Origin of the sequence: Cryptosporangium sp. NPDC051539, from assembly GCF_044454545.1 — a bacterium.
Taxonomy (GTDB): domain Bacteria; phylum Actinomycetota; class Actinomycetes; order Mycobacteriales; family Cryptosporangiaceae; genus Cryptosporangium.
Genome location: NZ_JBITDV010000007.1, coordinates 500,373 through 522,503, shown reverse-complemented (window position 1 = coordinate 522,503; position 22,131 = coordinate 500,373). Strand labels below are relative to the sequence as shown.

Below are 22,131 nucleotides of genomic sequence, written 5' to 3'. Positions count from 1 at the left end.
ACTCTCCTTCCTCCTTCCCCAACCCCACTAGTAACCCCTCCCTGCGTTTTTTTTTTTTTCTGTGCTGGCTGGGTTCTTGTGGGGGCGCCACCCCCCCCCCCCCCCCCGGGCCGCCCACTAAGCGGTTTCGGTGATGGGACGGTCGACCCAGCTCATCATGTCGCGGAGCTTCTTGCCGGTGACCTCGATCGGGTCGGCGGCGTTCTCCTCGCGGAGCTTGTTGAAGTTCGGACGCCCGGCGTCGTCCTCGGCGATCCAGTTGCGGGCGAACGTCCCGTCCTGGATCTCGGTGAGCACCTGCTTCATGGCCTTCTTCGTCTCCGCGGTGACGACCCGCGGACCGGAGACGTAGCCGCCGTACTCGGCGGTGTCGCTGACCGAGTAGTTCATCCGCGCGATGCCGCCCTCGTACATGAGGTCGACGATCAGCTTCAGCTCGTGCAGGCACTCGAAGTACGCGATCTCCGGCTGGTAGCCGGCCTGGGTCAGCGTCTCGAAACCGGCTTTGACCAGCTCTTCCACACCACCGCAGAGGACGGTCTGCTCACCGAACAGGTCGGTCTCCGTCTCCTCCTTGAACGTGGTCTTGATCGCGCCGGCGCGGGTGCCGCCGATGCCCTTGGCGTAGCTCAGCGCGAGCGCCTGCGCGTTACCCGTGGCGTCCTGCTCGACCGCGATCAGCACCGGCACACCCTTGCCGTCCACGTACTGGCGACGCACGAGGTGACCCGGGCCCTTCGGGGCGATCAGCGCGACGTCGACGCCGGCCGGCGGCTTGATCAGGTCGTACCGGATGTTGAGGCCGTGCCCGAACAGCAGGGCGTCACCCTCGTTGAGGTTCGGCGCGATGTCGTTCGCGTAGATCGTGCGCTGCGCGGTGTCGGGCGCGAGCACCATGATCACGTCCGCCTCGGCGCTGGCCTCGGCCGGCGTGACGACACGCAGACCGGCCTCCTCCGCCTTCGGACGGCTCTTGGAGCCCTCCGGCAGTCCGACGCGGACGTCGACGCCGGAGTCACGCAGGCTCAGCGCGTGGGCGTGACCCTGGCTGCCGTAACCGAGCACGGCGACCTTGCGGCCCTGGATGATCGACAGGTCCGCGTCGTCGTCGTAGAAGAGCTCGGCGCGGAGGTTTTCAGAGGCCATGACGGGTAGTTCGTCCTTCCTAGTGGTGACGTAGCGCCGATCAGGCGCTGCGCTCGACGCTACGCAATGCAACCGAGGGTGCTGCGATCGACCGGGGACCCCGGCCGATCGCGACCATGCCGGACTGCACCAGTTCCTTGATTCCGTACGGCTCGAGCACCCGGACGAGCGCCTCGAGCTTCTCGGCGGTTCCGGTCGCCTCGACCGTCACCGAGTCCGTCGACACGTCCACGACGTGGGCCCGGAACAGCTCGACGGTTTCGAGCACGTGCGAGCGAGTCTGCGGGTCGGTGCGGACCTTCACCAGCATCAACTCGCGCTGGACCGACACCGACGGGTCGAGCTCGACGATCTTGATCACGTTCACGAGCTTGTTGAGCTGCTTGGTGACCTGCTCGAGAGCCAGCCCCTCGACGGTGACGACCACGGTCATCCGCGAGATGTCCGGGTGCTCGGTCGGGCCGACCGCGAGCGAGTGGATGTTGAACCCGCGCCGGCTGAACAGCCCCGACGCCCGGGCGAGGACACCCGGCTTGTTCTCGACCAGAACCGAGAGCGTGTGTTTCGTGCTCATTGTGATGCCTTCCTCAGGTCTGGTCCTCGCCCCAGACGGGGCGGACGTCGCGAGCGGCCAGGATGTCGTCGTTGCTGGTACCGGCCGCGACCATCGGCCAGACCATCGCGTCCTTGCCGACCACGAAGTCGATCACGACCGGCTGGTCGTTGATCTCCATCGCCTTTTCGATCGTCGCGTCGACGTCGGCAGCGGTCTCACAGCGCAGCCCGACACAACCCAGCGCGTCGGCCAGCTTGACGAAGTCGGGCACGCGCTGCTTGTGGGTCTTCAGGTCGCTGTTGGAGTAGCGCTGGTTGTAGAACAGCGTCTGCCACTGCCGGATCATCCCCAGGTTGCCGTTGTTGATGATCGCGACCTTGATCGGGATGCCCTCCAGGGCGCAGGTGGTCAGTTCCTGATTGGTCATCTGGAAGCAACCGTCGCCGTCGATCGCCCACACGGTGGTGTCGGGCCGGCCGACCTTGGCGCCCATGGCGGCGGGGACGGCGTATCCCATCGTCCCGGCGCCGCCGGAGTTCAGCCAGGTGTACGGGTTCTCGTACGAGATGAACTGGCTGGCCCACATCTGGTGCTGGCCCACGCCCGCGGCGAAGATCGTCTCCGGTCCGGAGATCTTCCCCAGCCGCTCGATGACGTACTGGGGTGCCAGCGTGCCATCGGGGTGTTCGTCGTAGCCCAGCGGATACGTCTCTCGGGTCTTGTTCAGCAGCGCCCACCAGGGCTCCAGGTCGGCCTTGTGGCCGGCCTGCGCCTCGGCCTGCAATGCGACGACCAGCTCGGCGATCACCTCGCGGGCGTCACCGACGATCGGCACGTCCGCGGTGCGGTTCTTGCTGATCTCGGCCGGGTCGATGTCGGCGTGGACGATCGTCGCGTGCGGAGCGAAGCTGTCGAGGTTGCCGGTGACCCGGTCGTCGAACCGGGCGCCCAGCGCGACGATCAGGTCGGCCTTCTGCAGCGCCTGGACCGCGGCGACGGTTCCGTGCATCCCCGGCATGCCGAGGTTCTGGCGGTGGCTGTCGGGGAACGCGCCGCGGGCCATCAGCGTCGTGACGACCGGCGCACCGGACAGCTCGGCCAGTACCTTCAGCTCCGCCGACGCCCGGGCCTTCAGCACGCCGCCGCCCACGTAGAGCACCGGACGCTTCGAGCCGGTCAGCAGCCGGGCGGCCTCGCGGACCTGCTTGCCGTGCGGGTGGACGGTCGGCCGGTAGCCCGGCAGGCTCAGCTGCGGCGGCCAGCTGAACCGCGTCTGCGCCTGCTGGACGTCCTTCGGCAGGTCGACCAGCACCGGGCCGGGGCGGCCGGTGGAGGCGAGGTGGAATGCCTCCGCGATGACCTGCGGGATCTCGTCCGGGTGCTTGACCAGGAAGTTGTGCTTGGTGATCGGCAGCGTGATGCCGCAGATGTCGGCTTCCTGGAACGCGTCGGTGCCGATCATCGGGGTGCTCACCTGGCCGGTGATCGCGACCAGGGGCACCGAGTCCATGTACGCGTCGGCGATCGGGGTCACGAGGTTCGTGGCGCCCGGGCCGGACGTCGCCATGCAGACGCCGACCTTGCCGGTGGCCTGCGCGTATCCCTCGGCGGCGTGGCCGGCGCCCTGCTCGTGGCGGACCAGGATGTGTCGCACACCCGGCGCGTCGTAGAGCGGGTCGTACGTGGGGAGGATCGTGCCGCCCGGGATACCGAAGACCACCTCGGCGCCGACCGCTTCCAGCGAGCGGACGAGCGACTGGGCCCCCGTGACCGATTCGTGAGCCGGCGGGGTGGCTGGTGCGTTCATGGCATGCCTCTTCGTGTAGCGGTGACGCGGGTCCAAGTTCTCGGGCAACAAAAAACCCCTCGTGCCGCTGGCACGGGGGGTGAGCGCGTCGACGTGGTGCGGGTGTCGACGCGCTAGCTGAGTACGAGAATCAGGGTGGATCGCACGTTCGACACGCTATGCCGCTTCCCACCGCCCGTCAAACCCATCCCACTCCGTGGTCCCCGCGTCGTGCCGCGGGGCCCGCTGCCCGGCTTGGCGGCCCCGCGTCGGTCACTCGTAGCGGAAGCGGCATCCAACGATGCGAACGTCCTCCTCGACGAACTTGTAGACGAGCCGGTGCTCAAGCGTGATCCGGCGCGCCCAGTACCCCTGGTAGTCGTACCTCAGCGGTTCCGGCTTGCCGATGCCCTCGTTACCGTTGCGGACGATGTCCTGCAGTAAAAGGTTGATCCGCTTGACGACGTTCCGGTCCTCGGCCTGCCACCAGACGTAGTCATCCCAGGCTCGCGAGCTCCATATCAGCTTCACTCGATGATGTCCCGGACGACGCCGCCGCCATTCTCGAGTTCGTCGATCGAGGCGATCAAGCGGCGAGCATTGGCGGGGCTGCGGAACAGGTAGAGCGTTTCCTTCATGGACTCGTACTCGTCCCGGGGGACGGTCGCCCTCCCTTTCAACATATGCACTCGTACACTTGAGTGCAAGTTGAGAAAAGAGGGCCGCCCCACCCGGGGCGGCCCTCTTGAGGAGATCGGCGTCAGCTGCAGACCGCTCCGGTGGCGGCGCTGCCGACGAGCTTGGCGTACTTCGACAGGACGCCGGTCTCGTACGTCGGCGGCAGCGGCTTCCAGGCCGAGCGGCGGGCCTCGAGCTCGGCGTCGTCCACCAGCAGGTCGAGCGTCTGGGCGTTCAGATCCAGCCGGATCCGGTCGCCCTCCTGCACCAGCGCGATCGGCCCACCGTGGGCGGCCTCCGGCGCGACGTGCCCGATGCACGGCCCGGTCGTCCCACCGGAGAACCGGCCGTCGGTGAGCAGCAGCACGTCCTTGCCCAGGCCGGCGCCCTTGATCGCCCCGGTCACCGCGAGCATCTCGCGCATACCCGGGCCGCCCTTCGGGCCCTCGTTGCGGATCACGATCACGTCGCCCTTGTTCAGGGTGTTGTGCGTGACCGCGTCCATCGCGCCCTGCTCGCCGTCGAACACCCGCGCGGTGCCCTCGAACACCTCGTACTCGATGCCGGCCGACTTGAGCACGGCCCCGTCCGGCGCGAGCGACCCGCGCAGCACGGTGATGCCTCCGACCGGGTGGATCGGGTTGCTCATCGCGTGGATGATCTTGCCGTCCGGGTCCGGCGGCGCGATGTCGGCGAGGTTCTCGGCCAGCGTCTTGCCGGTCACGGTCAGGCAGTCGCCGTGCAGCAGGCCGGCGTCGAGCAGGGCCTTCATAACGACCGGGACGCCGCCGATCTCGTCGACGTCGGTCATCACGTACTGGCCGAACGGCTTCACGTCGGCCAGGTGCGGGGTGCGCTTGCCGATGCGGTTGAAGTCTTCGAGCGTGATGTCCACGCGGGCCTCGTGCGCGATCGCCATCAGGTGCAGCACCGCGTTGGTCGAACCGCCGAGTGCCTGGACCAGCGTGATCGCGTTCTCGAACGCCTCCCTGGTCATGATCTGCCGAGCGGTGATCCCGTGCTTGATCAGGTTGATCACGGCTTCGCCGGACTTCACCGCGTACGCGTCCCGGCGACGGTCGGGCGCCGGCGGCGCGGCCGAACCCGGCAGCGACATCCCCAGCGCCTCGGCGGCCGACGCCATCGTGTTCGCGGTGTACATCCCGCCGCAGGCGCCCTCGCCCGGGCAGATCGCGCGCTCGACCCGGTCGACCTCGTCCCGGGTGATGAGGCCCCGCGCGCAGGCGCCGACGGCCTCGAACGCGTCGATGACCGTGACCGTGCGGCCGTCGAGCTTGCCCGGCAGCGTCGACCCCGCGTACAGGAACACCGACGCGAGATCGAGCCGCGCCGCGGCCATCAGCATGCCGGGCAGCGACTTGTCGCAGCCGGCCAGCAGCACGCTGCCGTCGAGCCGCTCGGCCTGCATGACGACCTCGACCGAGTCGGCGATGACCTCACGACTGACCAGCGAGTAGTGCATGCCGACGTGGCCCATCGAGATGCCGTCGGACACCGAGATCGTGCCGAACTCCATCGGGAAGCCGTCGGCGGCGCGCACGCCCTCCTTGGCCGCCTTCGCCAGCCGGTCCAGCGACAGGTTGCAAGGGGTGATCTCGTTCCACGACGAGGCGACGCCGATCTGCGGCTTGGCGAAGTCTTCGTCCTTCATGCCGACCGCGCGGAGCATGCCGCGAGCGGCGGCCTTCTCCAGCCCGTCGGTCACGTCGGTGCTGCGTGGTTTCAGTGGGTGGGTCATTCGGATTCCTCGGCAGGGGGCCTTCCGGAGAAGGCGCGGGTGGGCGGCCGGGCGGCCGCTGCGGGGGAGCGTCCCGAGGCCGGTGCCGCGGTGGCGGCAGCAACACCCGTCGGCCCGGGGCGGGAAGGCGGCGCGGTGCTCCGAGCCTACGCCGCCGCGCGGGTACGCGACCTGCGACACTGGGACGCGTGACCACCCACTCCCCCGCGCGCCCGGTACGCGTCCGCTTCCGGCAGAGCTTCGCGACGGTCGCCGCGGTCCTCGTCTTCGCGATCGGTGCGTTCACCATCGCCGGGCAGGCGTGGGTGTACGCCCCGGTCATGCTGATCCCGCTCGCCGCGCTCTGCTGGACGGTCCGCACCGGCGTCGACGTCGACGACGCGCACCTCACGATCCGGGGCGCGTTCGGCACCCGCCGGATTCCGTGGAGCGACGTCGAGGGCTTCGTTTCGGTCCGCGGCCGGGTGTCGGCCCAGCTCACCGAGGCCGCCGGAGGCGGTCTGATCCGCCTGCCCGCGGTGACCCCGTCGACGCTGCCCCGGTTGATGGAGGGCATCAAGCTCGCGCGGGGCACGACGGACGCACAGTAGTTCGTGCCCGAGGCGTGACCCACGACGCTGGGGCCCCCGGTTAGGCTCGGTTGCATGCCCGGGCCTACACGCAAGCTGGTCGCACTCTCGGCGGCGGTGATCCTTGCGCTGGCCGGTTGTTCGTTCGGCGCGCCCGACGAGACCGACACGGGCCAGTCACCGAACCTGCCGACCCCGAGTGCGTCCCCGACGACGCCCGGCGGCGGGTCGGACGAGGACGACGGCGTCGGCGTCCAGGTGCTGGTGAAAAACCTGCAGGTGCCGTGGGGCCTGTCGTTCCTGCCCGACGGGAACGCGCTGGTCACCGAACGCGACACCCGGCGCATCCTGCAGGTGACGCCAGGCGGCCGGTCGACGCCGGTGCAAACGATCACCGAGGCCTACTCCGGCGGCGAGGGCGGCCTGCTCGGCCTCGTGGTGTCGCCGAAGTACGCGACCGACAAGACGGTGTTCATCTACTACACGACCCGCACCGACAACCGCATCGCGTCGCTGGTGCTGGGCCAGCGTCCGGTGCCGATCGTCACCGGGATCCCGGTCTCCGGCATCCACAACGGCGGCCGGCTCGCGTTCGGTCCCGACGGGTACCTGTACGCGGGCACCGGCGACGCCTCGCAGCGCGGCCGTTCGCAGGACATCACGAGCCTCGGCGGCAAGATCCTGCGGATGACGACGGCCGGCAAGCCGGCGCCGGGCAACCCCTATCCCAATTCGCTGGTCTGGTCCCGCGGGCACCGCAACGTCCAGGGGCTGGCCTGGGATTCGAAGAAGCGCCTGTACGCGACCGAGTTCGGCCAGAACCGGTGGGACGAGGTCAATCTGATCACCAAGGGCGGCAACTACGGCTGGCCCACGGTGGAGGGCAAGAGCACCGATTCGCGGTTCACGAGCCCGCTGGTGGCCTGGCCCACCGACGAGGCCTCGCCCAGCGGAGCGGCCATCGTCGGGTCGAACCTGCTGGTCGCGGCGTTGAAGGGCCAGCGTCTCTGGGTCGTGCCGCTGAACGCCGACACCGGGAAGGTCCAGGGCCAGCCGCGGCCGCTGCTCCAGGACCGGTACGGGCGCCTGCGGACCGTGGTGTCCGCACCGGACGGATCGGTGTGGGTCACCACGTCCAACCGGGACGGCCGGGGCAGTCCGAGCGTGGACGACGACCGCATCCTGAGGATCATCCCGCCCGGCGCCAGCGGTGTGGACGTCCTGTAGACACGAGACGTTAGCGGACCGACTACTTCGGTAAAGAGATTGATTCGTGGGCTCTGACTCGATTCCGACCGCTGGTGACTCCGCCGACGACGCGACCGGCACGGCCGCGGAACCGTCCGCAGCCGCCGACGGCAATGCAGGGCACGCGTCCAAAAAAGTTGAGGCGGAAAGCGAGCCGCCTGCGCACGGCAGGCACCGTTTGCGACGGCTGGTTCCACCGCGATGGGTACGCACGAGCGTGGCGGTCTTTCTGGTCGCGCTCGTCGGAGCGACGGTGGGGATGCAGCTCGGCGGGCGCGCCGAAGTCGAGATCGGGCCGTTCCAGATGCAGTTGACGGCGCAGCCGTCGCTGCACGGCGGGTCGCAACTGCGGATCCCGCCGCTGGGCGCGATCTCGATCCAGGATCACGCCGGTCCGATCCGGCTGGTGGCGCGGGTCGACGGGCTGAACGAATCGGAGACCCGCGAGCTGATCGCGGACCCCGCGCGCATCGAGGAGGCCACCGACCTCACGACCGGCGACGTGAAGTCCGCGGTCACGACGCTCGCGCTGCGGGCGGGCGGCGCGGGCCTGCTCGGCGCGCTGCTGCTCGGCGCGATCGCGTTCCGGGACGTCCGGCGGACGCTGCTGACCGGTGGAGTCGCGCTGGCCCTGCTCGGCGGAAGCGGTGGGATCGCCGCGGCGACGCTGAACCCGGCCAGCCTGAGCCAGCCCCGCTACGAGGGCCTGCTGACTAACGTCCCGGCGCTGATCGGTGACGCCCGCTCGATCTACGACAACTACGGGCACTACCAGAGTCAGCTCGTCGGGATCCTCACGAACATGAGCAAGGTCTACGAGGCCGTCTCCAGCTTGCCCACCTACCAGCCCGATCCACGCACCATCCGGGTGATGCACGTCAGCGACCTGCACAACAACCCGACGTCCTGGCGGGTGATCAGCACGATCGGCAACCAGTTCCAGGTCAACGCGGTGTTCGACACCGGCGACCTGACCGACTGGGGCAGCGCGGCCGAGGCCAACCTGTACGCGTCGAACATCACCGCGCTGAAGGTGCCCTACGTCTTCATCCGCGGTAACCACGACTCGGAAGACGTGGCCAGGGCGGTCGCGGCGAACAAGAACGCGGTCGTGCTCGACGACCAGGTGCGCGAGGTCGCGGGCCTGATCGTCGCGGGCGTCGGCAGCAGCCGGTTCACTCCCGACAAGACCACCGGCGACGACAACGCGGGCAAACGGGTCGAGGCGGAGGCCGGTGACGAGCTCTCACAGACCGTGCTGCGCTACAACCGCGAGAACGACAAGTCGGTCGACGTCATGATGGTGCACGAGCCGGCCGCGGCCGATCCGCTGAAGGACCGCGGTCCGCTGATCCTCGCCGGGCACACCCACGAGCGGAAGGTCGAGGCGCTCGACAAGGACACGCTGCTGATGATCGAGGGGTCGACCGGGGCCGCCGGCCTGCGCGGGCTGCAGGGCGACACGCCGAAGTCGTTCGAGATGACCGTGCTGTACTTCGCGCAGGACGGGACCCTGAAGGCCTACGACGAGATCACGGTGAGCGGGTCGGGGCAGTCACAGGTGGAGCTGCGCCGGGTGATCATCGGCGAGTCGAACGGCGCTTTCCCGTCCGCGACCGTGAGCGCGACCCCGAGCGGCACGGTCACGACGTCGACCTCGCCCACCCCGGCGAACACCCAGCCGGTCATCCCGTCCCCCACGCCTACTTCGTCGCCGACACCGACGCCGACGCCGACCGGCTGAGTGCCGCGGCGCGGCCGGGAGCTGCTCGCCGAGCGGGGTCGGGCGGGTTCCCGTCCGCATCGGCGCGAAGTGGCCCGGCGCCCGGCGTCCGGGCGGCGCTAGCGTGTGACGACGTGGACCTCGACAGCGTGCGGAAACAGTTCACCGCGGACCCCGGCTTCTTCAACACCGCGAGCCTCGGCGCGCCCCCGCGCGTCACGGTGGACGCCGTGCGCGAGGCGGTCGACGCCTGGTCGTACGGGCGGGCGACGGCCGGTGACTTCGACGTCTCGGTGGTCGGCGCCCGGGAGGCGTTCGCCCGTCTCTGCGGGGTACCGGCGTCGGCCGTGGCCGCGGGTTCGACCGTGTCGCCGCTGGTCGGGCTGATCGCGGCGGCCGTGCCGGACGGCGCCGAGGTGCTGGTCGCCGACGACGACTTCACGTCGCTGCTGTTCCCGTTCGCGGCCCAGGCGCACCGGGGCGTCACGCTGCGATCGGTGCCGCTGGCGGCGGTCCCCTCGTCGGTCCGGGAAACGACGTCGCTGGTCGCGGTGAGCGCGGTGCAGTCCGCCGACGGGACGCTCGTCGATCTGCCCGCGCTGCGCGACGCGGTCACCGCCACCGGAACCCAGCTGCTCCTCGACACCACGCAGTCGACCGGCTGGCTCCCGCTCGACGTCGCCTGGGTCGACTACGTCGTGTGCGGCGCCTACAAGTGGTTGCTGTCACCGCGCGGCACCGCGTTCCTGATCGTGCGTCCCGACCGGCTCGACTCGCTCACCCCGCACGCGGCGAACTGGTACGCCGGTGCCGACATCTGGGCGTCGATCTACGGCCTCCCGCTGCGCCTCGCGCCGGACGCCCGCCGTTTCGACACCTCGCCCGCCTGGTTCTCGTGGGTGGGAACGGCCGCGTCGCTGCGACTTCTCGCCGATCTCGATCCGGACGAGATACACGCGCACGATCTCGCGATGGCGAACCGTCTCCGGGCGGGCCTAGGGCTTCCCTCCGGCGACTCGGCGATCGTCGCGGTGCCGATGGACACGGACGGGCAGGAGCGGCTGAAGTCGGCCGGCGTGCGTACCGCCGTCCGCGCCGGCGCCGTGCGCTTCTCGTGCCACCTCTACACCACGCCCGAAGACGTCGACCTGGCTCTGGCCGCCCTGCGCGCTTAACGCAAAATTCGTGACCTGGAGCGCGCTGAGGGCGACGCTCTCGCCCGCGCCCGACGACGTCGCGTATTGGTCATGCTCACGTCGTCGGGCGCGGCCGGGAGCGTCGTTCTCAGCCTGCCGCCAGCTTCTCCAGGATCAGCTCGCGGACCGTCTTGGCGTCGGCCTGGCCCTTGGTGGCCTTCATGACCGCGCCCACCAGGGCGCCGGCGGCCGCGACCTTGCCGCTGCGGATCTTCTCGGCGACATCCGGGTTCGCCGCGATCGCCTCGTCGACCGCGGCGCCGAGCGCCCCGGTGTCGCTCACGACCTCCAGGCCGCGCGCGGCGACGACCTGCTCCGGCGTCCCCTCACCGGCCAGCACGCCATCAAGCACCTGACGGGCCAGCTTGTCGTTGATCCGCCCCGCGTCGACCAGCGCCTGCACGCCCGCGACCTGCTGCGGTGTGATCGGCAGCGCGTCGAGCTCGGTGCCGGTCTCGTTGGCCCGGCGGGCCAGCTCGCCCATCCACCACTTCCGGGCCGCTTCCGGGGTCGTTCCGGCGTCGATCGTGGCCTGGATGGGTTCGACGGCGCCGGCGTTGACCACCGAGGCCCAGTCGTGGTCGTTCAGGCCCCAGGCCTGCTGGATCCTTTTCCGGCGCTCGGCCGGGGGCTCGGGCAGCGTCTTCTTGAGCTCTTCGACCCAGGCGACGTCCGGCGCCAGCGGCACCAGGTCGGGCTCGGGGAAGTACCGGTAGTCGGTCGCTTCTTCCTTGCTGCGCCCGGGCGTCGTCTCGCCGGTGTCTTCGTGGAAGTGCCGGGTCTCCTGCTTGATCTTGCCGCCCGCGTCGAGCAGACCGGCCTGCCGGATCATCTCCGACCGCACCGCCCGCTCGACCGACCGCAGCGAGTTGACGTTCTTCGTCTCGGTGCGGGTGCCCCAGGGCTCTCCGGGCCGGTTCAGCGACGTGTTGACGTCGCACCGCATGGAGCCCTGCTCCATCCGGACGTCGGAGACGTCGAGGCCGCGGATGACGTCCCGCAGCGCGGTCACGTAGGCCCGAGCGACCTCCGGGGCCCTGCTGCCCGTGCCGGTCACCGGCTTCGTCACGATCTCGACGAGCGGGATGCCGGCCCGGTTGAAGTCGACGAGCGAGTGCGTCGCGCCCTGGATCCGACCGGTCGCGCCCCCGACGTGCAGCGACTTACCGGTGTCTTCCTCCATGTGGACGCGCTCGATCTCCACCCGGATCGTCTCGCCGTCGATCTCGACGTCGAGGTAGCCGTCGACGCAGATCGGCTCGTCGTACTGGCTGATCTGGTAGTTCTTCGGCATGTCGGGGTAGAAGTAGTTCTTCCGTGCGAACCGGCACCAGGTCGCGATCGAGCAGTTCAGCGCCAGCCCGATGCGGATCGTCGCCTCGACCGCCGCCGCGTTCACGACCGGCAGCGAGCCCGGCAGGCCCAGGCACACCGGGCAGACCTGGGTGTTCGGCTCGGCGCCGAACACGGTCGCGCAGCCACAGAACATCTTCGTGTTGGTGCCGAGCTCGACGTGCGTCTCGAGCCCGATGACGGGCTCGTACCGCGCCGTCACCTCGTCGAAGCTCACCGCGGTGACCGTCATCGAATAATCCTCAGCTCTCGTAGCACTTCAGTCGTCTCAGTGCGCCATCGGTCGAAGGACGGCAGGCGCTCTAGTTGGTCGATCGAGATCTCCTCTGCGAGACGGCTGAGGTATCCCTCGGGATCCGTCTTCCGGCGCCGACGACTAGTGCCCGCGAAAAGAGACGCCAGCGTCCGCTTCGGGTCGCTCAATCGTTCGGGAGTACCGAGATGTTCGTGCTCGAAGATTTCCACCAGAGGAATCTGCCGCGGAGCGACGACTTCGAGCGCGGCTAGATCGGCCACCGCCCACGCCTCCATCTCGCGCACCGGAACGACCGGCACCAAGGGCCGGTCGGGGCCGTCCGCATGCCACCTCTCACACAGTGGCACCCAGTACTTCTCCGTCTCCCGCCCCCGGTTCGCCGATCCATCAAAATGGTAGAAGAACAACGTCGCCCCGTCCGCTGCTTCGTGCGCCGCAGCGCATACCCCATCGACGAGCGAACCGTAGATCGGCAACGATACGACCGCGGCGACGTCCACGTCGATTGTGGTGCACAGACGGACCAGAGCCCGCTCGAGGATCCGCGGCAGGAAGTAATCGTCCGTGACGCCTTCCCGGAACAGGAATGTGCTGACCGATCGCATCTAAGCCCCCATGAGGGACTGCGCCTCCGCGGGCGAAATTCCCGTCAAAAGGCTGCGCTCGGTCCGGCTGACCACCGCACCCACATGGTCGGCGGAGAGAGGCCGATCCGTCGACGTCACGATTCGACGCGCTCTCGTGACCCTGCTCGGAGCAGTGCTGTCGCTCTCAACCCGACTGACCCAATCGAAGACCACCGTATCCGACGACCGGTTCATCAGCAGGACCAGCGGGGAGTGACTGGTCAACAGCAACTGCATCAGCGGCGCACCAGTGTCTTCCGCAGCAGGATCGGTCACCAGTTCACGGGCAATATCGATGAAGTCACGAAGTCGCTGCGGATGGATGCCGTTCTCCGGTTCTTCGAAACAGAGCACAGAACCGTTGAGCGGGTCGTAGAGCGCTGCCAGTACCGCGAGAATCCGCAGCGTTCCCTCCGAAGCCAACCGTGCGCTTATCTCACCGTCATCACGGGTTCGGAGCCAGAACTCCCAAACTTCAGTGGCCGCGTTCTGTCGTAGCGCCAGGCCGGTGACCCCACGAATCAGGCGAGCCAGATCTGCAACCAGATCTGAAAGGAGCGCCCCCTCGTCCACCGCCTCTATCCGACGGAGGACCGCAGGCAGGTTCGCCCCGGCCTCCGTCAAGCCCTCCGACCTTGCGACCGGCCGTCCCGGACTGCGCAGGGCAACCGGATCCAGGCGCAGCGTCCGCCAACCCTCGATCTCACGCCGAAGCGCATACAAAATCGGATAGTCCGTCGCGGTGGTAATGCTCGACAAGACGGTGGATTCGGCAGAAAGGGCTGATACCTCACGAGCCCTACCCCTACGCGAGAGACGAAACACTCGTGTTCCATCCGCGCGGTCGCCGGTCGAGAGCAGTCGCTGAGGTTTCGCCGGGTAATGCAGGTGTCGAGCATCGAAGCTTTTCGTCGACCGGATCCGACGCACCCACTCGTCGTCCGAGCGTCGAATCACCTCGGCGGACTCGTGCGCGACGTACGCCACGGGACCGACGCCGAATTTCTCATGCGGCACTTTACTGAGATTGAGTCCCTGCCTGATCTCGAGCTCGTATCGCACTCGAGTGTGATCTACGGCGATTTCCCCTTCAAACGGATCGTCCACGGTCGGACGCAGCAACACTTCGACGGCGAAGCGCATGGTACGGGCGGAAGTGCCGTCGCCGCGGAACCGGAACAGTTCACTGAACTGACCACGCTCTCCGGACAAAGCTTCGGCGAGCGTACCGGTGACCGCGCCTCGGAGAAGTTGTAGCGCATCGAAGAAGTTCGACTTGCCGCTCGCGTTCTGGCCCAAGATCACGGTAAACGGATTCAAGTCCAACGCGAAGTTCGCGAAGGACTTGAATCCGTCGATCTCGATTCGGGTCAGCACCTAGGACCTACTACAGCACCGGAGCCTGGGCGATCAGCGGACCACCGAGCGTGGCCTCGATCGCGGCGGCGACCCGGTAACACCGGTCGTCGGCCAGCGCCGGAGCCATGATCTGCAGCCCCACCGGCAGGCCTTCCGTGCCGTCGGAGGCCGATGCCAGGCCTGCGGGTACCGAGATCGCCGGCAGCCCGGCCAGCGAGGCCGGCAGCGTGCACAGGTCGGCGGCGTACATCGCCATCGGGTCGTCGACCCGCTCGCCCAGCTTGAACGCGGTGGTCGGCGTCGGCGGGCTGACCAGCACGTCGCACGTCTCGAACGCGGCCGCGAAGTCGCGGCTGATCAGCGTGCGGACCTTCTGCGCCTGGCCGTAGTACGCGTCGTAGTAACCGGAGCTCAGCGCGTACGTGCCCAGGATGATCCGGCGCTTGACCTCGGCCCCGAACCCGGCTTCGCGGGTGAGCGCCATGACCTCTTCGAGGTCGCGGACGCCGTCGTCGCCGACCCGCAGGCCGTACCGGACCGCGTCGAACCGCGCCAGGTTGGACGACGCCTCGCTGGGAGCGATCAGGTAGTAGGCGGCCAGCGCGTACCCGAAGTGCGGGCAGGAGACCTCGACGACCTTCGCGCCCATCTCCTCGAGCTTCGCGTAGGCGTTCCGGGCCGCGGCTTCGACGCCGGGCTCGTACCCCTCGCCGCCGAGCTCCTTCACCACGCCGACGGTCAGCCCGGCCAGGTCGCCGCGCGCGCCCTCCCTGGCCGCCGCCACCACCGGCGGTACCGGCACGTCGAGGCTGGTGGAGTCCATCGGGTCGTGCCCGCCGATGACCTCGTGCAGCAGCGCGGCGTCGAGCACCGTGCGGCCGAACGGACCGGCCTGGTCGAGCGAGGACGAGAACGCGATCAGCCCGTACCGGGAGACGCCACCGTACGTCGGCTTGTGCCCCACGATGCCGGTCACCGCGGCCGGCTGCCGGATCGAGCCACCGGTGTCGGTGCCGATCGCGAGCGGCGCCTCGAAGGCCGCCACCGCGGCGCTGGACCCGCCGGAGGACCCGCCGGGCGTCCGGTCGAGGGCCCACGGGTTGTGGCTCGGCCCGAACGCGGAGTTCTCGGTGGACGAACCCATCGCGAACTCGTCCATGTTGGCCTTGCCGAGGATCACGATTCCGGCCTCGCGCATCTTGCGCGTGATCGTCGCGTCGTACGGCGGGATCCAGCCTTCGAGGATCTTCGATCCCGAGGTCGTCTGCAGGCCGCGGGTCACCACGACGTCCTTCAACGCCAGGGGGACGCCGGCCAGCGGGCCGAGCGGTTCGCCGTTGGCCCTCTTGTCGTCGACGGCTTCGGCCGCCGCGGTCGCGCCGTCTTCGTCGGTGACCAGGAACGCGTGGACGTCACCGTCGACGGCACGGATGCGGTCGAGATGGGCGCGGGTCACCTCCACCGCCGAGACGTCGCCTGAGGCGATTTTCGTGGCGAGGTCGGCCGCCGAGAGGCGGGTGAGTTCCTCGGACATACTCACTCTCCCTCGGTCAGGATGCGCGGGACGCGGAACCGGCCGTCCTCGGCCGCCGGGGCGGCGAGGAGCACCATTTCCCGGTCGATCGACGGCTGGACCACATCGGCCCGGAGCACGTTCGTGAGCGGCACCGCGTGGCTGGTCGGCGGAATGTCGTCGGCGGCGACCTCGCCCACCCGAGCGACCGAGCCGAGGATCACGTCGAGCTGACCGGCGAACATGTCCAGTTCGTCGTCGCTGACCTTGAGCCGGGCAAGCCGTGCGAGGTGCGCGACCTCCTCGCGGGAGATGGCGGGCATGCGAATGCTTCCCCTCGTCATGAGCAATTCTCGCTGCATCCTACGGCGCGGGCCCGGGAGGCTCACACCGAGTAACACGCGCCACGCGGCGGGAGGGCTGCCGGTTACCTGCGTGTAATGAGTTAGCCGGTCAGAGGCGGTGGCCGGTCAACGGCGGGGCCGGTCAACGGCGGTCGCCGGCGGCGTCGGTGAGCGCCGGGACGATCGGGACCGTGCCCTCGACGAGCTCGAGCGTCAGCCCGGCGGTGAACGGCCGGCGCAGCGCCGCGAGCAGGACCTCGGCGACGTCGTCGCGCGGGATGTTGCCACGCTCCACTTCGACGTCGAGCGCGACCCGCCCAGTGCCCGGCTCGTCGGTGAGGCGGCCCGGACGGATGATCGTCCAGGCCAGTGCGCTCCGGGAGCGCAGATCGTCGTCAGCGGCCTTCTTCGCCCGCGAGTAAGCGGCGTAGACGGCGTCCGTTCCGGCCGGCGGTTCCTTGTCGGCGCCGATCGCGGAGACCATCACGTACCGGTCCACCCCGGTGGCCTCGGCCGCGTCGGCGAGCAGCGCGGCCGCGCGCCGGTCGACGGTGTCCTTGCGGGCGGCGCCGCTCCCCGGCCCGGCGCCCGCCGCGAACACGACGGCGTCCGCGCCCCGGACGATCGCGGCGACCTCGTCCACCGAGGCCTTCTCCAGGTCGAGGACCACCGCCTCGGCACCGGCCGCCTCGACGTCGGCGACGTGGTCGGGATTCCGGATGATCCCGACCGGCTGGTCTCCGTCGCCGCTCAGCAACTTGGCCAGCCGAAGCGCGATCTGCCCGTGCCCACCCGCAATCACAACCCGCATGTCTTCAACCTAGCTCGCCGCCCCTGCGCCCCGGCCGGCCGACTCGGGGCGAACCCACGGCGCTGCCTCCGTTGCGCCGCCCGGGTTCCAGACCCGCCGCCGGCCTACCGCCCGCGGCGAGGGCCGACGCGCTGCCGCGCAGAGCGAGGCCCGACACGCTGCCGCGTGGGGCCAGGGCTGACGCGCTGCGCACAGAGCGAGGCCCGACACGCTGCCGCGCGGGGCCAGGACCAACACGCTGCCCCGCGGGGCCAGGACCGACACGCTGCCCCGCGGGGCCAGGACCGACACGCTGCCCCGCGGGGCCAGGACCGACACGCTGCCCCGCGGGGCCAGGGCCGACACGCTGCCGCACAGAGCGAAGAGCCGACGCGCGCAGCGTCGGCGCATCCTGCTCAGCGTGGACCAGGTATCAGTCCCGCAAACCGCACCCTGCTCAGGCGTCGCACCGCTGGCGCAGGTCGCGCGGCGCGGAGTGGGTTGCTTGCGGAGGCTCGGCGGGGCCGGATCGCGGTTGCGGCGTGGGCGGGCGGTGGGCGCGCTGTGGCGGGCGGTGGGCGCGGGGCAAATGGCTGGCGGGGGGTGGCAGGCTGGAGGGTATGCCCGGGCCATTGAAAGTTCGCGGCTCGGTCATCATTCCGGAGGCCGAGCTCTACTGGCGGTTCTCCCGGTCCAGCGGACCCGGCGGGCAGTCGGTGAACACCGCGGACTCGCGGGTCGAGCTGTCGTGGGACCTGGAATCCTCCTCCGCGCTGGGTGCGGCGATGAAGGACCGCGCTCGCGAGCGGCTGGCCGGGCGCCTCGTCGACGGGGTGGTGACGGTCGCGGCGTCCGAGCATCGGTCGCAGTACCGCAACCGGCTGGCGGCCGAGGAACGGCTGGCGGCGCTGCTGAACGAGGCGATCGCGCCGCCGCCGCGGGCGCGGCGTGCTACCCGGCCCAGTCGGGGTTCGGTCGAGCGTCGCTTGAGCGAAAAGGCCCGGCGCTCGCAGACGAAGCGCATGCGCCGCAATACCGACGATTGACGCGGACGTCTCGGACAGCGGGGGCCGCAGAGAAAGTGACCGCGCGGCAGAACATCGTGCCCGGACCCCTCCCCGGCTGAGGCCCGGCCCACTACCAGCCCGGCCCACCGCCAGCACGCGACCGCCGGCCGGGCCACCGCCAGCTCGGCGGCCCACCACCGGCCCGGTCTGTTCGGCTCGCTGAGGGCTGGGTGCGTCGCTGTGCTGATCAGTCGCGACCCGGCGTGGGCGGGCGACGCTGATCGGCTGAGCGGGCCGGCGATTGCCGCCCGAGCCGCATGACGATCAGCGCGGCGACGGCGGCCGGCGTCCAGAGGTGGCCGAACAGCTGTCCGAGGTGGACAGCGGCCCGGAAGGCCTCAGCCAGTACTAGGAAGACGTCGGACGTGGAGGCCACCCACGCGTAGACCGCGAGCACCGCGCTCAGCGCCAGACACGTCACCGCCGCCGAGACCCCGGCAGCCCGCCGACCCCGTAGATCCGTCATACCCGAACCCTGCCGGTACGCCACTCCCCGCACAGTGGAGCCCGACGCCCAACCCGGGGTAGAGCTACCCCTACCCGGGGCCCCCGCCCGGAGCGTCTGCCGCACCGCACGCCTTCGGCTCACCCACAGCCGACACGCCCACGCCCGGCACGCCAGCCTGCCCAGCACGCCCGCCCGCCCAGCACGCCCGCCCGCCCAGCACGCCCGCCCACCTGCCTGCCTGCCTGCCTGCCTGCCCAGTACGCCAGCACGCCCACAGCCGATACGCCCGCAGCCAGCACGCCCCCGGCCGACTCACTCACAGCCGTCACGCCCAAGGGCCTCGCCCTACTCGGCCAGCCCGCCCCACTCGGCCAGCCCGCCCTGCCCGGCCCTACTCGGCCGGCTCGCCTACTCGGCCCGCTCGGCCGGCTCAGCCGACTCCGCAGCCGCGGCATCCTCAGCGGCGTCCTCGGACGCGTCCGGGTCTCCGATCGCGGCGACCTCGCGCGCGGCATCCGGCCCGTCGGCCAAAAGCACCTTGAACCCGGCCTCGTCGAGCACCGGAACCTTCAGCTGCACCGCCTTGTCGTACTTCGACCCCGGCGCCTCCCCCACCACGACGAACCCCGTCTTCTTGGAGACCGAACCCGACACCTTGCCGCCGCGATTCTGGATCTCTTCCTTCGCCGAGTCGCGGCTGAAATCCTCCAGCGACCCGGTCACCACCACGCTGACGCCCTCGAGTGGACGCGGTCCCTCGTCGACGGCCTCCTCCTCGAGCCGTACGCCCGCCGCGCGCCACTTCTCGACGATCGCCCGGTGCCAGTCGACCTCGAACCATTCGTGCACCGCGGTCGCGATCGTCGGGCCGACGCCCTCGGCCCCGACCAGTTCCTCGGACGAGGCCGACGCAATCCGGTCGATCGAGCGGAACGACCGGGCCAGCGCCTGCGCCGCGGTCGGCCCCACGTGCCGGATCGACAACGCGACCAGCACCCGCCAGAGCGGCCGCTCCTTCGCCGCCGCGATCTCGGCGAAGAACCGCTCGGTGTTCTTCGTCGGCACCGACGGCACCTTCGGCGTGCCCTTCGTGTAGAAGAACGGCACGAGCTCCTCGTCGCCGGTCTTCTTGTTCACCCGCTTGATGGCCACTTCGGCGAGGTCGTCCGGGGTGAGCGCGAACAGATCGCCCTCGTCTTCCAGGGGCGCTTTCGCCGGGGCGTCCGGATGGGTCAGCGCGATCGCGGCCTCGTACCCGAGCGCCTCGATGTCGAGCGCCGACCGGCTGGCCAGGAAGAAGATCCGCTCCCGCAGCTGGGCCGGGCACGACCGCGCGTTCGGGCACCGGATGTCGACGTCGGCTTCCTTCATCGGACGCAACTCGGTGCCGCACTCGGGGCAATGCGTCGGCATGACGAACTCGCGCTCGCTGCCGTCGCGCAGGTCGACGACCGGGCCGACGATCTCGGGGATCACGTCACCGGCCTTGCGCAGCACGACGGTGTCGCCGATCAGCACGCCCTTGCGCCTGACCTCGTTGGCGTTGTGCAACGTCGCCATCTCGACCGTGGACCCGGACACCAGCACCGGCTCCATCACGCCGTACGGGGTGACCCGCCCGGTGCGCCCGACGTTGACCCGGATGTCGAGCAGCTTGGTGTTGACCTCTTCCGGCGGGTACTTGAACGCGATCGCCCAGCGCGGCGCCCGGGACGTCGAGCCGAGCCGCCGCTGGGCCGTGACCTCGTCGATCTTGACGACGACGCCGTCGATCTCGTGCTCGACCGAGTGCCGGTTCTCGCCGAAGTCGGTGATGTACGCCCGCACCTCGTCGAGCGTGTCGACGACCCGGTAGTGCGCCGAGGTCGGCAGGCCCCAGGCCTTGAGCCGCTCGTACGCCTCGGACTGCCGGGTCAGCGCGAAGCCCTCACGGGCGCCGATGCCGTGCACGAGCATGCGCAGCGGCCGCGACGCGGTGACCCGCGGATCCTTCTGGCGCAGCGAACCGGCGGCTGCGTTGCGGGGGTTCGCGAACGGGGCCTTGCCCGCCTCGACCAGCGACGCGTTCAGGTCGCCGAACGCCTCGACCGGGAAGAACACCTCGCCCCGGACCTCGACCAGCGCCGGGATGTCGTGCCCGCCGTCGTCGGACAGCACGTTCGGGATGTCGGCGATCGTCCGGATGTTCAGTGTGACGTCTTCGCCGGTGACGCCGTTGCCGCGGGTCAGCGCCCGGGTCAGGCGTCCGTTCTCGTAGAGCAGGTTGATCGCGAGCCCGTCGATCTTCAGTTCGCAGAGGTAGTGGACGTCGTCCCCGACCTCGCGGTGGACCCGCTCGGCCCATTCGCCGACCTCTTCGTCGCTGAACGCGTTGTCGAGGCTGAGCATGCGCTCGAGGTGGTCGACCGCGGTGAAGTCGGTCGAGAACGTGCCGCCGACCCGCTGCGTCGGCGACTCGGGCGTCCGCAGGCCGGGGTGCGCCTCCTCGATCGCCTCGAGCTCGCGCATCATCCGGTCGTACTCGGCGTCGGCGATCGTCGGCGCGTCCGAGACGTAGTACGCGAACTGGGCCCCGAGGATCTCTTCGGCCAGCTCGTCGTGCTGCTTGCGAACCTCGGGCGGTGCCGCTGACTCGTCCACGTTCATGCCTCCGGATCCTTGACGAGGGTGCGCCCGGCCGCCCGGATCTGCGCCAGCACCGCTCGCGCACGATCGTCGGTAGCGCCCGCCAGCCCACAGGCCGGCGTGGTCACCACCTGACGCGCCAGAGTGGCCGGGTCGAAACCCAGGCGCTGCCACAACGTCCGCACGGGCATCACGCTAATCCCCGGGTCCGACAATTCCCGGGCCTTCGCCCGCTGGTCAGGGGTATTGCCGACCGGAGGTGCCACCGCGGGCACCACCCCGGCGAACAGCCCCAGCCCGGCGTCCAGTTCCTCGCCCAGCGCGTCGGTCGCGCGGGTGCTCCACCGGTCGGGCGGACCCCACAGCGTCAGGTCGGCCGACACCGCGACCGCACCGGCCCGCCGGAACACTCCCCACGGCACGTCCGGTGCGCAGCAATGGAACACCACCGGCACACCGACCTTCTCCACCAGCGTGGCCAGCATCGACTCGACCGTCGACTCCTCCGGGCGACGCACGGTGCCGTACCCACTGGGCGTGCGGATCCGCCCGGCCAGCACGGCCGGGAGCGAGGGCTCGTCCAGCTGCACGAGCAGCGACGCCCCCGGCACCCGCCTGCCCACTTCGGCCAGGTGTGCCACCAGCCCGCCCAGCAGCGACGACGCCAGGTCTCGGACCGCGCCCGGGTCCGACACCGCCTTCGACCCGTTGTGCAGCTCGATCGACGCGGCCAGCGTCCACACGCCCGCGGCCTGGACCTTCAGCGGCCCGGAGTACCCCTCGGCGTGCTCGGTCAACGCGTCCAGATCGCGTTCCATCAGGTCGAGCGCGCGACGCAGGTCGCGGCCCGGCCGGTCGACCAGCCGCCACCCCGACGGCTGCAGGTCGACCGGCAGCTCCACCAGGAACGACGCACCCCGGCCGACCAGATCGGAGCCGGGACCGCGCCCCGGCAGCTCGGGCAGGTGCGGCAGATCCGGCAGCTCGCCGAGCACCGTGCGCACAGCCTCGATCACGTCGGTGCCGGGCATCGACCCGACACCCGTCGCCGATCCTTCAGACCAGGGATAATCCACAGCCCAGAACCTT

19 protein-coding genes are annotated in these 22,131 nt (G+C 70.1%); 5 read left to right on the top strand and 14 right to left on the bottom strand.

Annotated features, from left to right (window positions below):
- Window positions 1-117 precede the first annotated feature (117 nt).
- The 5 genes from ilvC to ilvD form a co-directional block, all read right to left on the bottom strand.
- The gene (ilvC, locus tag ACIBZJ_RS24310) at window positions 118-1,146 is read right to left on the bottom strand and encodes a ketol-acid reductoisomerase (RefSeq protein WP_395933215.1); all 1,029 of its coding nucleotides are present in this window, start codon (window positions 1,144-1,146) and stop codon (window positions 118-120) included.
- 40 nt (window positions 1,147-1,186) lie between these two features.
- Window positions 1,187-1,720: an acetolactate synthase small subunit gene (ilvN, locus tag ACIBZJ_RS24305; protein WP_395933213.1), complete on the bottom strand. Its 534-nt coding sequence runs from the start codon at window positions 1,718-1,720 to the stop codon at window positions 1,187-1,189.
- A gap of 13 nt (window positions 1,721-1,733) precedes the next feature.
- On the bottom strand, window positions 1,734-3,545 hold the full coding sequence (locus ACIBZJ_RS24300) for an acetolactate synthase large subunit (protein ID WP_395933258.1): 1,812 nt from the start codon (window positions 3,543-3,545) through the stop codon (window positions 1,734-1,736).
- A 216-nt stretch (window positions 3,546-3,761) separates the two neighbouring features.
- Window positions 3,762-4,019 (bottom strand): Txe/YoeB family addiction module toxin, encoded by a 258-nt coding sequence (locus tag ACIBZJ_RS24295; RefSeq protein WP_395933211.1) that lies wholly within the window; start codon window positions 4,017-4,019, stop codon window positions 3,762-3,764.
- A gap of 229 nt (window positions 4,020-4,248) precedes the next feature.
- Complete coding sequence (ilvD, locus tag ACIBZJ_RS24290; RefSeq protein WP_395933209.1) at window positions 4,249-5,925, bottom strand: dihydroxy-acid dehydratase; 1,677 nt, start codon at window positions 5,923-5,925, stop codon at window positions 4,249-4,251.
- A 188-nt stretch (window positions 5,926-6,113) separates the two neighbouring features.
- On the opposite strand from ilvD, the gene ACIBZJ_RS24285 reads away from it, so the two are divergent.
- The 4 genes from ACIBZJ_RS24285 to ACIBZJ_RS24270 all read left to right on the top strand — a co-directional run bounded on the left by ACIBZJ_RS24285 (window position 6,114) and on the right by ACIBZJ_RS24270 (window position 10,640).
- Window positions 6,114-6,515: a PH domain-containing protein gene (locus ACIBZJ_RS24285; RefSeq protein WP_395933207.1), complete on the top strand. Its 402-nt coding sequence runs from the start codon at window positions 6,114-6,116 to the stop codon at window positions 6,513-6,515.
- 54 nt (window positions 6,516-6,569) lie between these two features.
- Window positions 6,570-7,721 carry a PQQ-dependent sugar dehydrogenase gene (locus ACIBZJ_RS24280; RefSeq protein WP_395933205.1) on the top strand — a complete coding sequence of 384 codons (1,152 nt, stop codon included), beginning with the start codon at window positions 6,570-6,572 and terminating at the stop codon, window positions 7,719-7,721.
- Window positions 7,722-7,959: 238 nt separating this feature from the next.
- Complete coding sequence (locus ACIBZJ_RS24275; protein WP_395933203.1) at window positions 7,960-9,486, top strand: metallophosphoesterase; 1,527 nt, start codon at window positions 7,960-7,962, stop codon at window positions 9,484-9,486.
- A gap of 113 nt (window positions 9,487-9,599) precedes the next feature.
- Complete coding sequence (locus tag ACIBZJ_RS24270) at window positions 9,600-10,640, top strand: aminotransferase class V-fold PLP-dependent enzyme (protein WP_395933201.1); 1,041 nt, start codon at window positions 9,600-9,602, stop codon at window positions 10,638-10,640.
- A gap of 109 nt (window positions 10,641-10,749) precedes the next feature.
- Here ACIBZJ_RS24270 and gatB read toward each other — a convergent pair whose 3' ends face one another.
- The 6 genes from gatB to ACIBZJ_RS24240 form a co-directional block, all read right to left on the bottom strand.
- Window positions 10,750-12,246, bottom strand: coding sequence for an Asp-tRNA(Asn)/Glu-tRNA(Gln) amidotransferase subunit GatB (gene gatB / locus ACIBZJ_RS24265; protein WP_395933199.1), 1,497 nt, complete (start codon window positions 12,244-12,246; stop codon window positions 10,750-10,752).
- Complete coding sequence (locus ACIBZJ_RS24260) at window positions 12,243-12,875, bottom strand: DUF4276 family protein (protein WP_395933197.1); 633 nt, start codon at window positions 12,873-12,875, stop codon at window positions 12,243-12,245. Before ACIBZJ_RS24260 ends, gatB begins: the two co-directional genes overlap by 4 nt.
- Window positions 12,876-14,273, bottom strand: a complete 1,398-nt coding sequence (locus ACIBZJ_RS24255) for an AAA family ATPase (RefSeq protein ID WP_395933196.1) — start codon at window positions 14,271-14,273, stop codon at window positions 12,876-12,878. It abuts the gene before it with no gap.
- Window positions 14,274-14,283: 10 nt separating this feature from the next.
- On the bottom strand, window positions 14,284-15,789 hold the full coding sequence (gatA, locus tag ACIBZJ_RS24250) for an Asp-tRNA(Asn)/Glu-tRNA(Gln) amidotransferase subunit GatA (protein ID WP_395933194.1): 1,506 nt from the start codon (window positions 15,787-15,789) through the stop codon (window positions 14,284-14,286).
- A gap of 2 nt (window positions 15,790-15,791) precedes the next feature.
- The gene (gene gatC / locus ACIBZJ_RS24245; protein WP_395933192.1) at window positions 15,792-16,091 is read right to left on the bottom strand and encodes an Asp-tRNA(Asn)/Glu-tRNA(Gln) amidotransferase subunit GatC; all 300 of its coding nucleotides are present in this window, start codon (window positions 16,089-16,091) and stop codon (window positions 15,792-15,794) included.
- 163 nt (window positions 16,092-16,254) lie between these two features.
- Window positions 16,255-16,923, bottom strand: a complete 669-nt coding sequence (locus ACIBZJ_RS24240) for an NAD(P)H-binding protein (RefSeq protein ID WP_395933190.1) — start codon at window positions 16,921-16,923, stop codon at window positions 16,255-16,257.
- Between the two features lie 590 nt (window positions 16,924-17,513).
- On the opposite strand from ACIBZJ_RS24240, the gene arfB reads away from it, so the two are divergent.
- Complete coding sequence (arfB, locus tag ACIBZJ_RS24235) at window positions 17,514-17,948, top strand: alternative ribosome rescue aminoacyl-tRNA hydrolase ArfB (protein ID WP_395933256.1); 435 nt, start codon at window positions 17,514-17,516, stop codon at window positions 17,946-17,948.
- Window positions 17,949-18,156: 208 nt separating this feature from the next.
- Here the strand turns inward: arfB and ACIBZJ_RS24230 are convergent, their stop codons facing one another.
- The 3 genes from ACIBZJ_RS24230 to ACIBZJ_RS24220 all read right to left on the bottom strand — a co-directional run bounded on the left by ACIBZJ_RS24230 (window position 18,157) and on the right by ACIBZJ_RS24220 (window position 22,073).
- Window positions 18,157-18,435, bottom strand: a complete 279-nt coding sequence (locus ACIBZJ_RS24230) for a hypothetical protein (RefSeq protein ID WP_395933188.1) — start codon at window positions 18,433-18,435, stop codon at window positions 18,157-18,159.
- Window positions 18,436-18,825: 390 nt separating this feature from the next.
- Window positions 18,826-21,063 (bottom strand): NAD-dependent DNA ligase LigA, encoded by a 2,238-nt coding sequence (gene ligA / locus ACIBZJ_RS24225; protein ID WP_395933186.1) that lies wholly within the window; start codon window positions 21,061-21,063, stop codon window positions 18,826-18,828.
- Window positions 21,060-22,073 carry a methionine synthase gene (locus ACIBZJ_RS24220; RefSeq protein WP_395933184.1) on the bottom strand — a complete coding sequence of 338 codons (1,014 nt, stop codon included), beginning with the start codon at window positions 22,071-22,073 and terminating at the stop codon, window positions 21,060-21,062. Before ACIBZJ_RS24220 ends, ligA begins: the two co-directional genes overlap by 4 nt.
- Window positions 22,074-22,131: the final 58 nt, after the last annotated feature.

Excerpts from the sequence above, each read along its gene's own strand:
- ilvC (WP_395933215.1), bottom strand. The coding sequence starts at position 1,146 with ATGGCCTCTGAAAACCTCCGCGCCGAGCTCTTCTACGACGACGACGCG.
- ilvN (WP_395933213.1), bottom strand. The coding sequence starts at position 1,720 with ATGAGCACGAAACACACGCTCTCGGTTCTGGTCGAGAACAAGCCGGGT.
- ilvD (WP_395933209.1), bottom strand. The coding sequence starts at position 5,925 with ATGACCCACCCACTGAAACCACGCAGCACCGACGTGACCGACGGGCTG.
- ACIBZJ_RS24280 (WP_395933205.1), top strand. The coding sequence starts at position 6,570 with ATGCCCGGGCCTACACGCAAGCTGGTCGCACTCTCGGCGGCGGTGATC.
- gatB (WP_395933199.1), bottom strand. The coding sequence starts at position 12,246 with ATGACGGTCACCGCGGTGAGCTTCGACGAGGTGACGGCGCGGTACGAG.
- ACIBZJ_RS24260 (WP_395933197.1), bottom strand. The coding sequence starts at position 12,875 with ATGCGATCGGTCAGCACATTCCTGTTCCGGGAAGGCGTCACGGACGAT.
- gatA (WP_395933194.1), bottom strand. The coding sequence starts at position 15,789 with ATGTCCGAGGAACTCACCCGCCTCTCGGCGGCCGACCTCGCCACGAAA.
- gatC (WP_395933192.1), bottom strand. The coding sequence starts at position 16,091 with ATGCCCGCCATCTCCCGCGAGGAGGTCGCGCACCTCGCACGGCTTGCC.
- ACIBZJ_RS24240 (WP_395933190.1), bottom strand. The coding sequence starts at position 16,923 with ATGCGGGTTGTGATTGCGGGTGGGCACGGGCAGATCGCGCTTCGGCTG.
- ACIBZJ_RS24230 (WP_395933188.1), bottom strand. The coding sequence starts at position 18,435 with ATGACGGATCTACGGGGTCGGCGGGCTGCCGGGGTCTCGGCGGCGGTG.
- ligA (WP_395933186.1), bottom strand. The coding sequence starts at position 21,063 with ATGAACGTGGACGAGTCAGCGGCACCGCCCGAGGTTCGCAAGCAGCAC.
- ACIBZJ_RS24220 (WP_395933184.1), bottom strand. The coding sequence starts at position 22,073 with ATGCCCGGCACCGACGTGATCGAGGCTGTGCGCACGGTGCTCGGCGAG.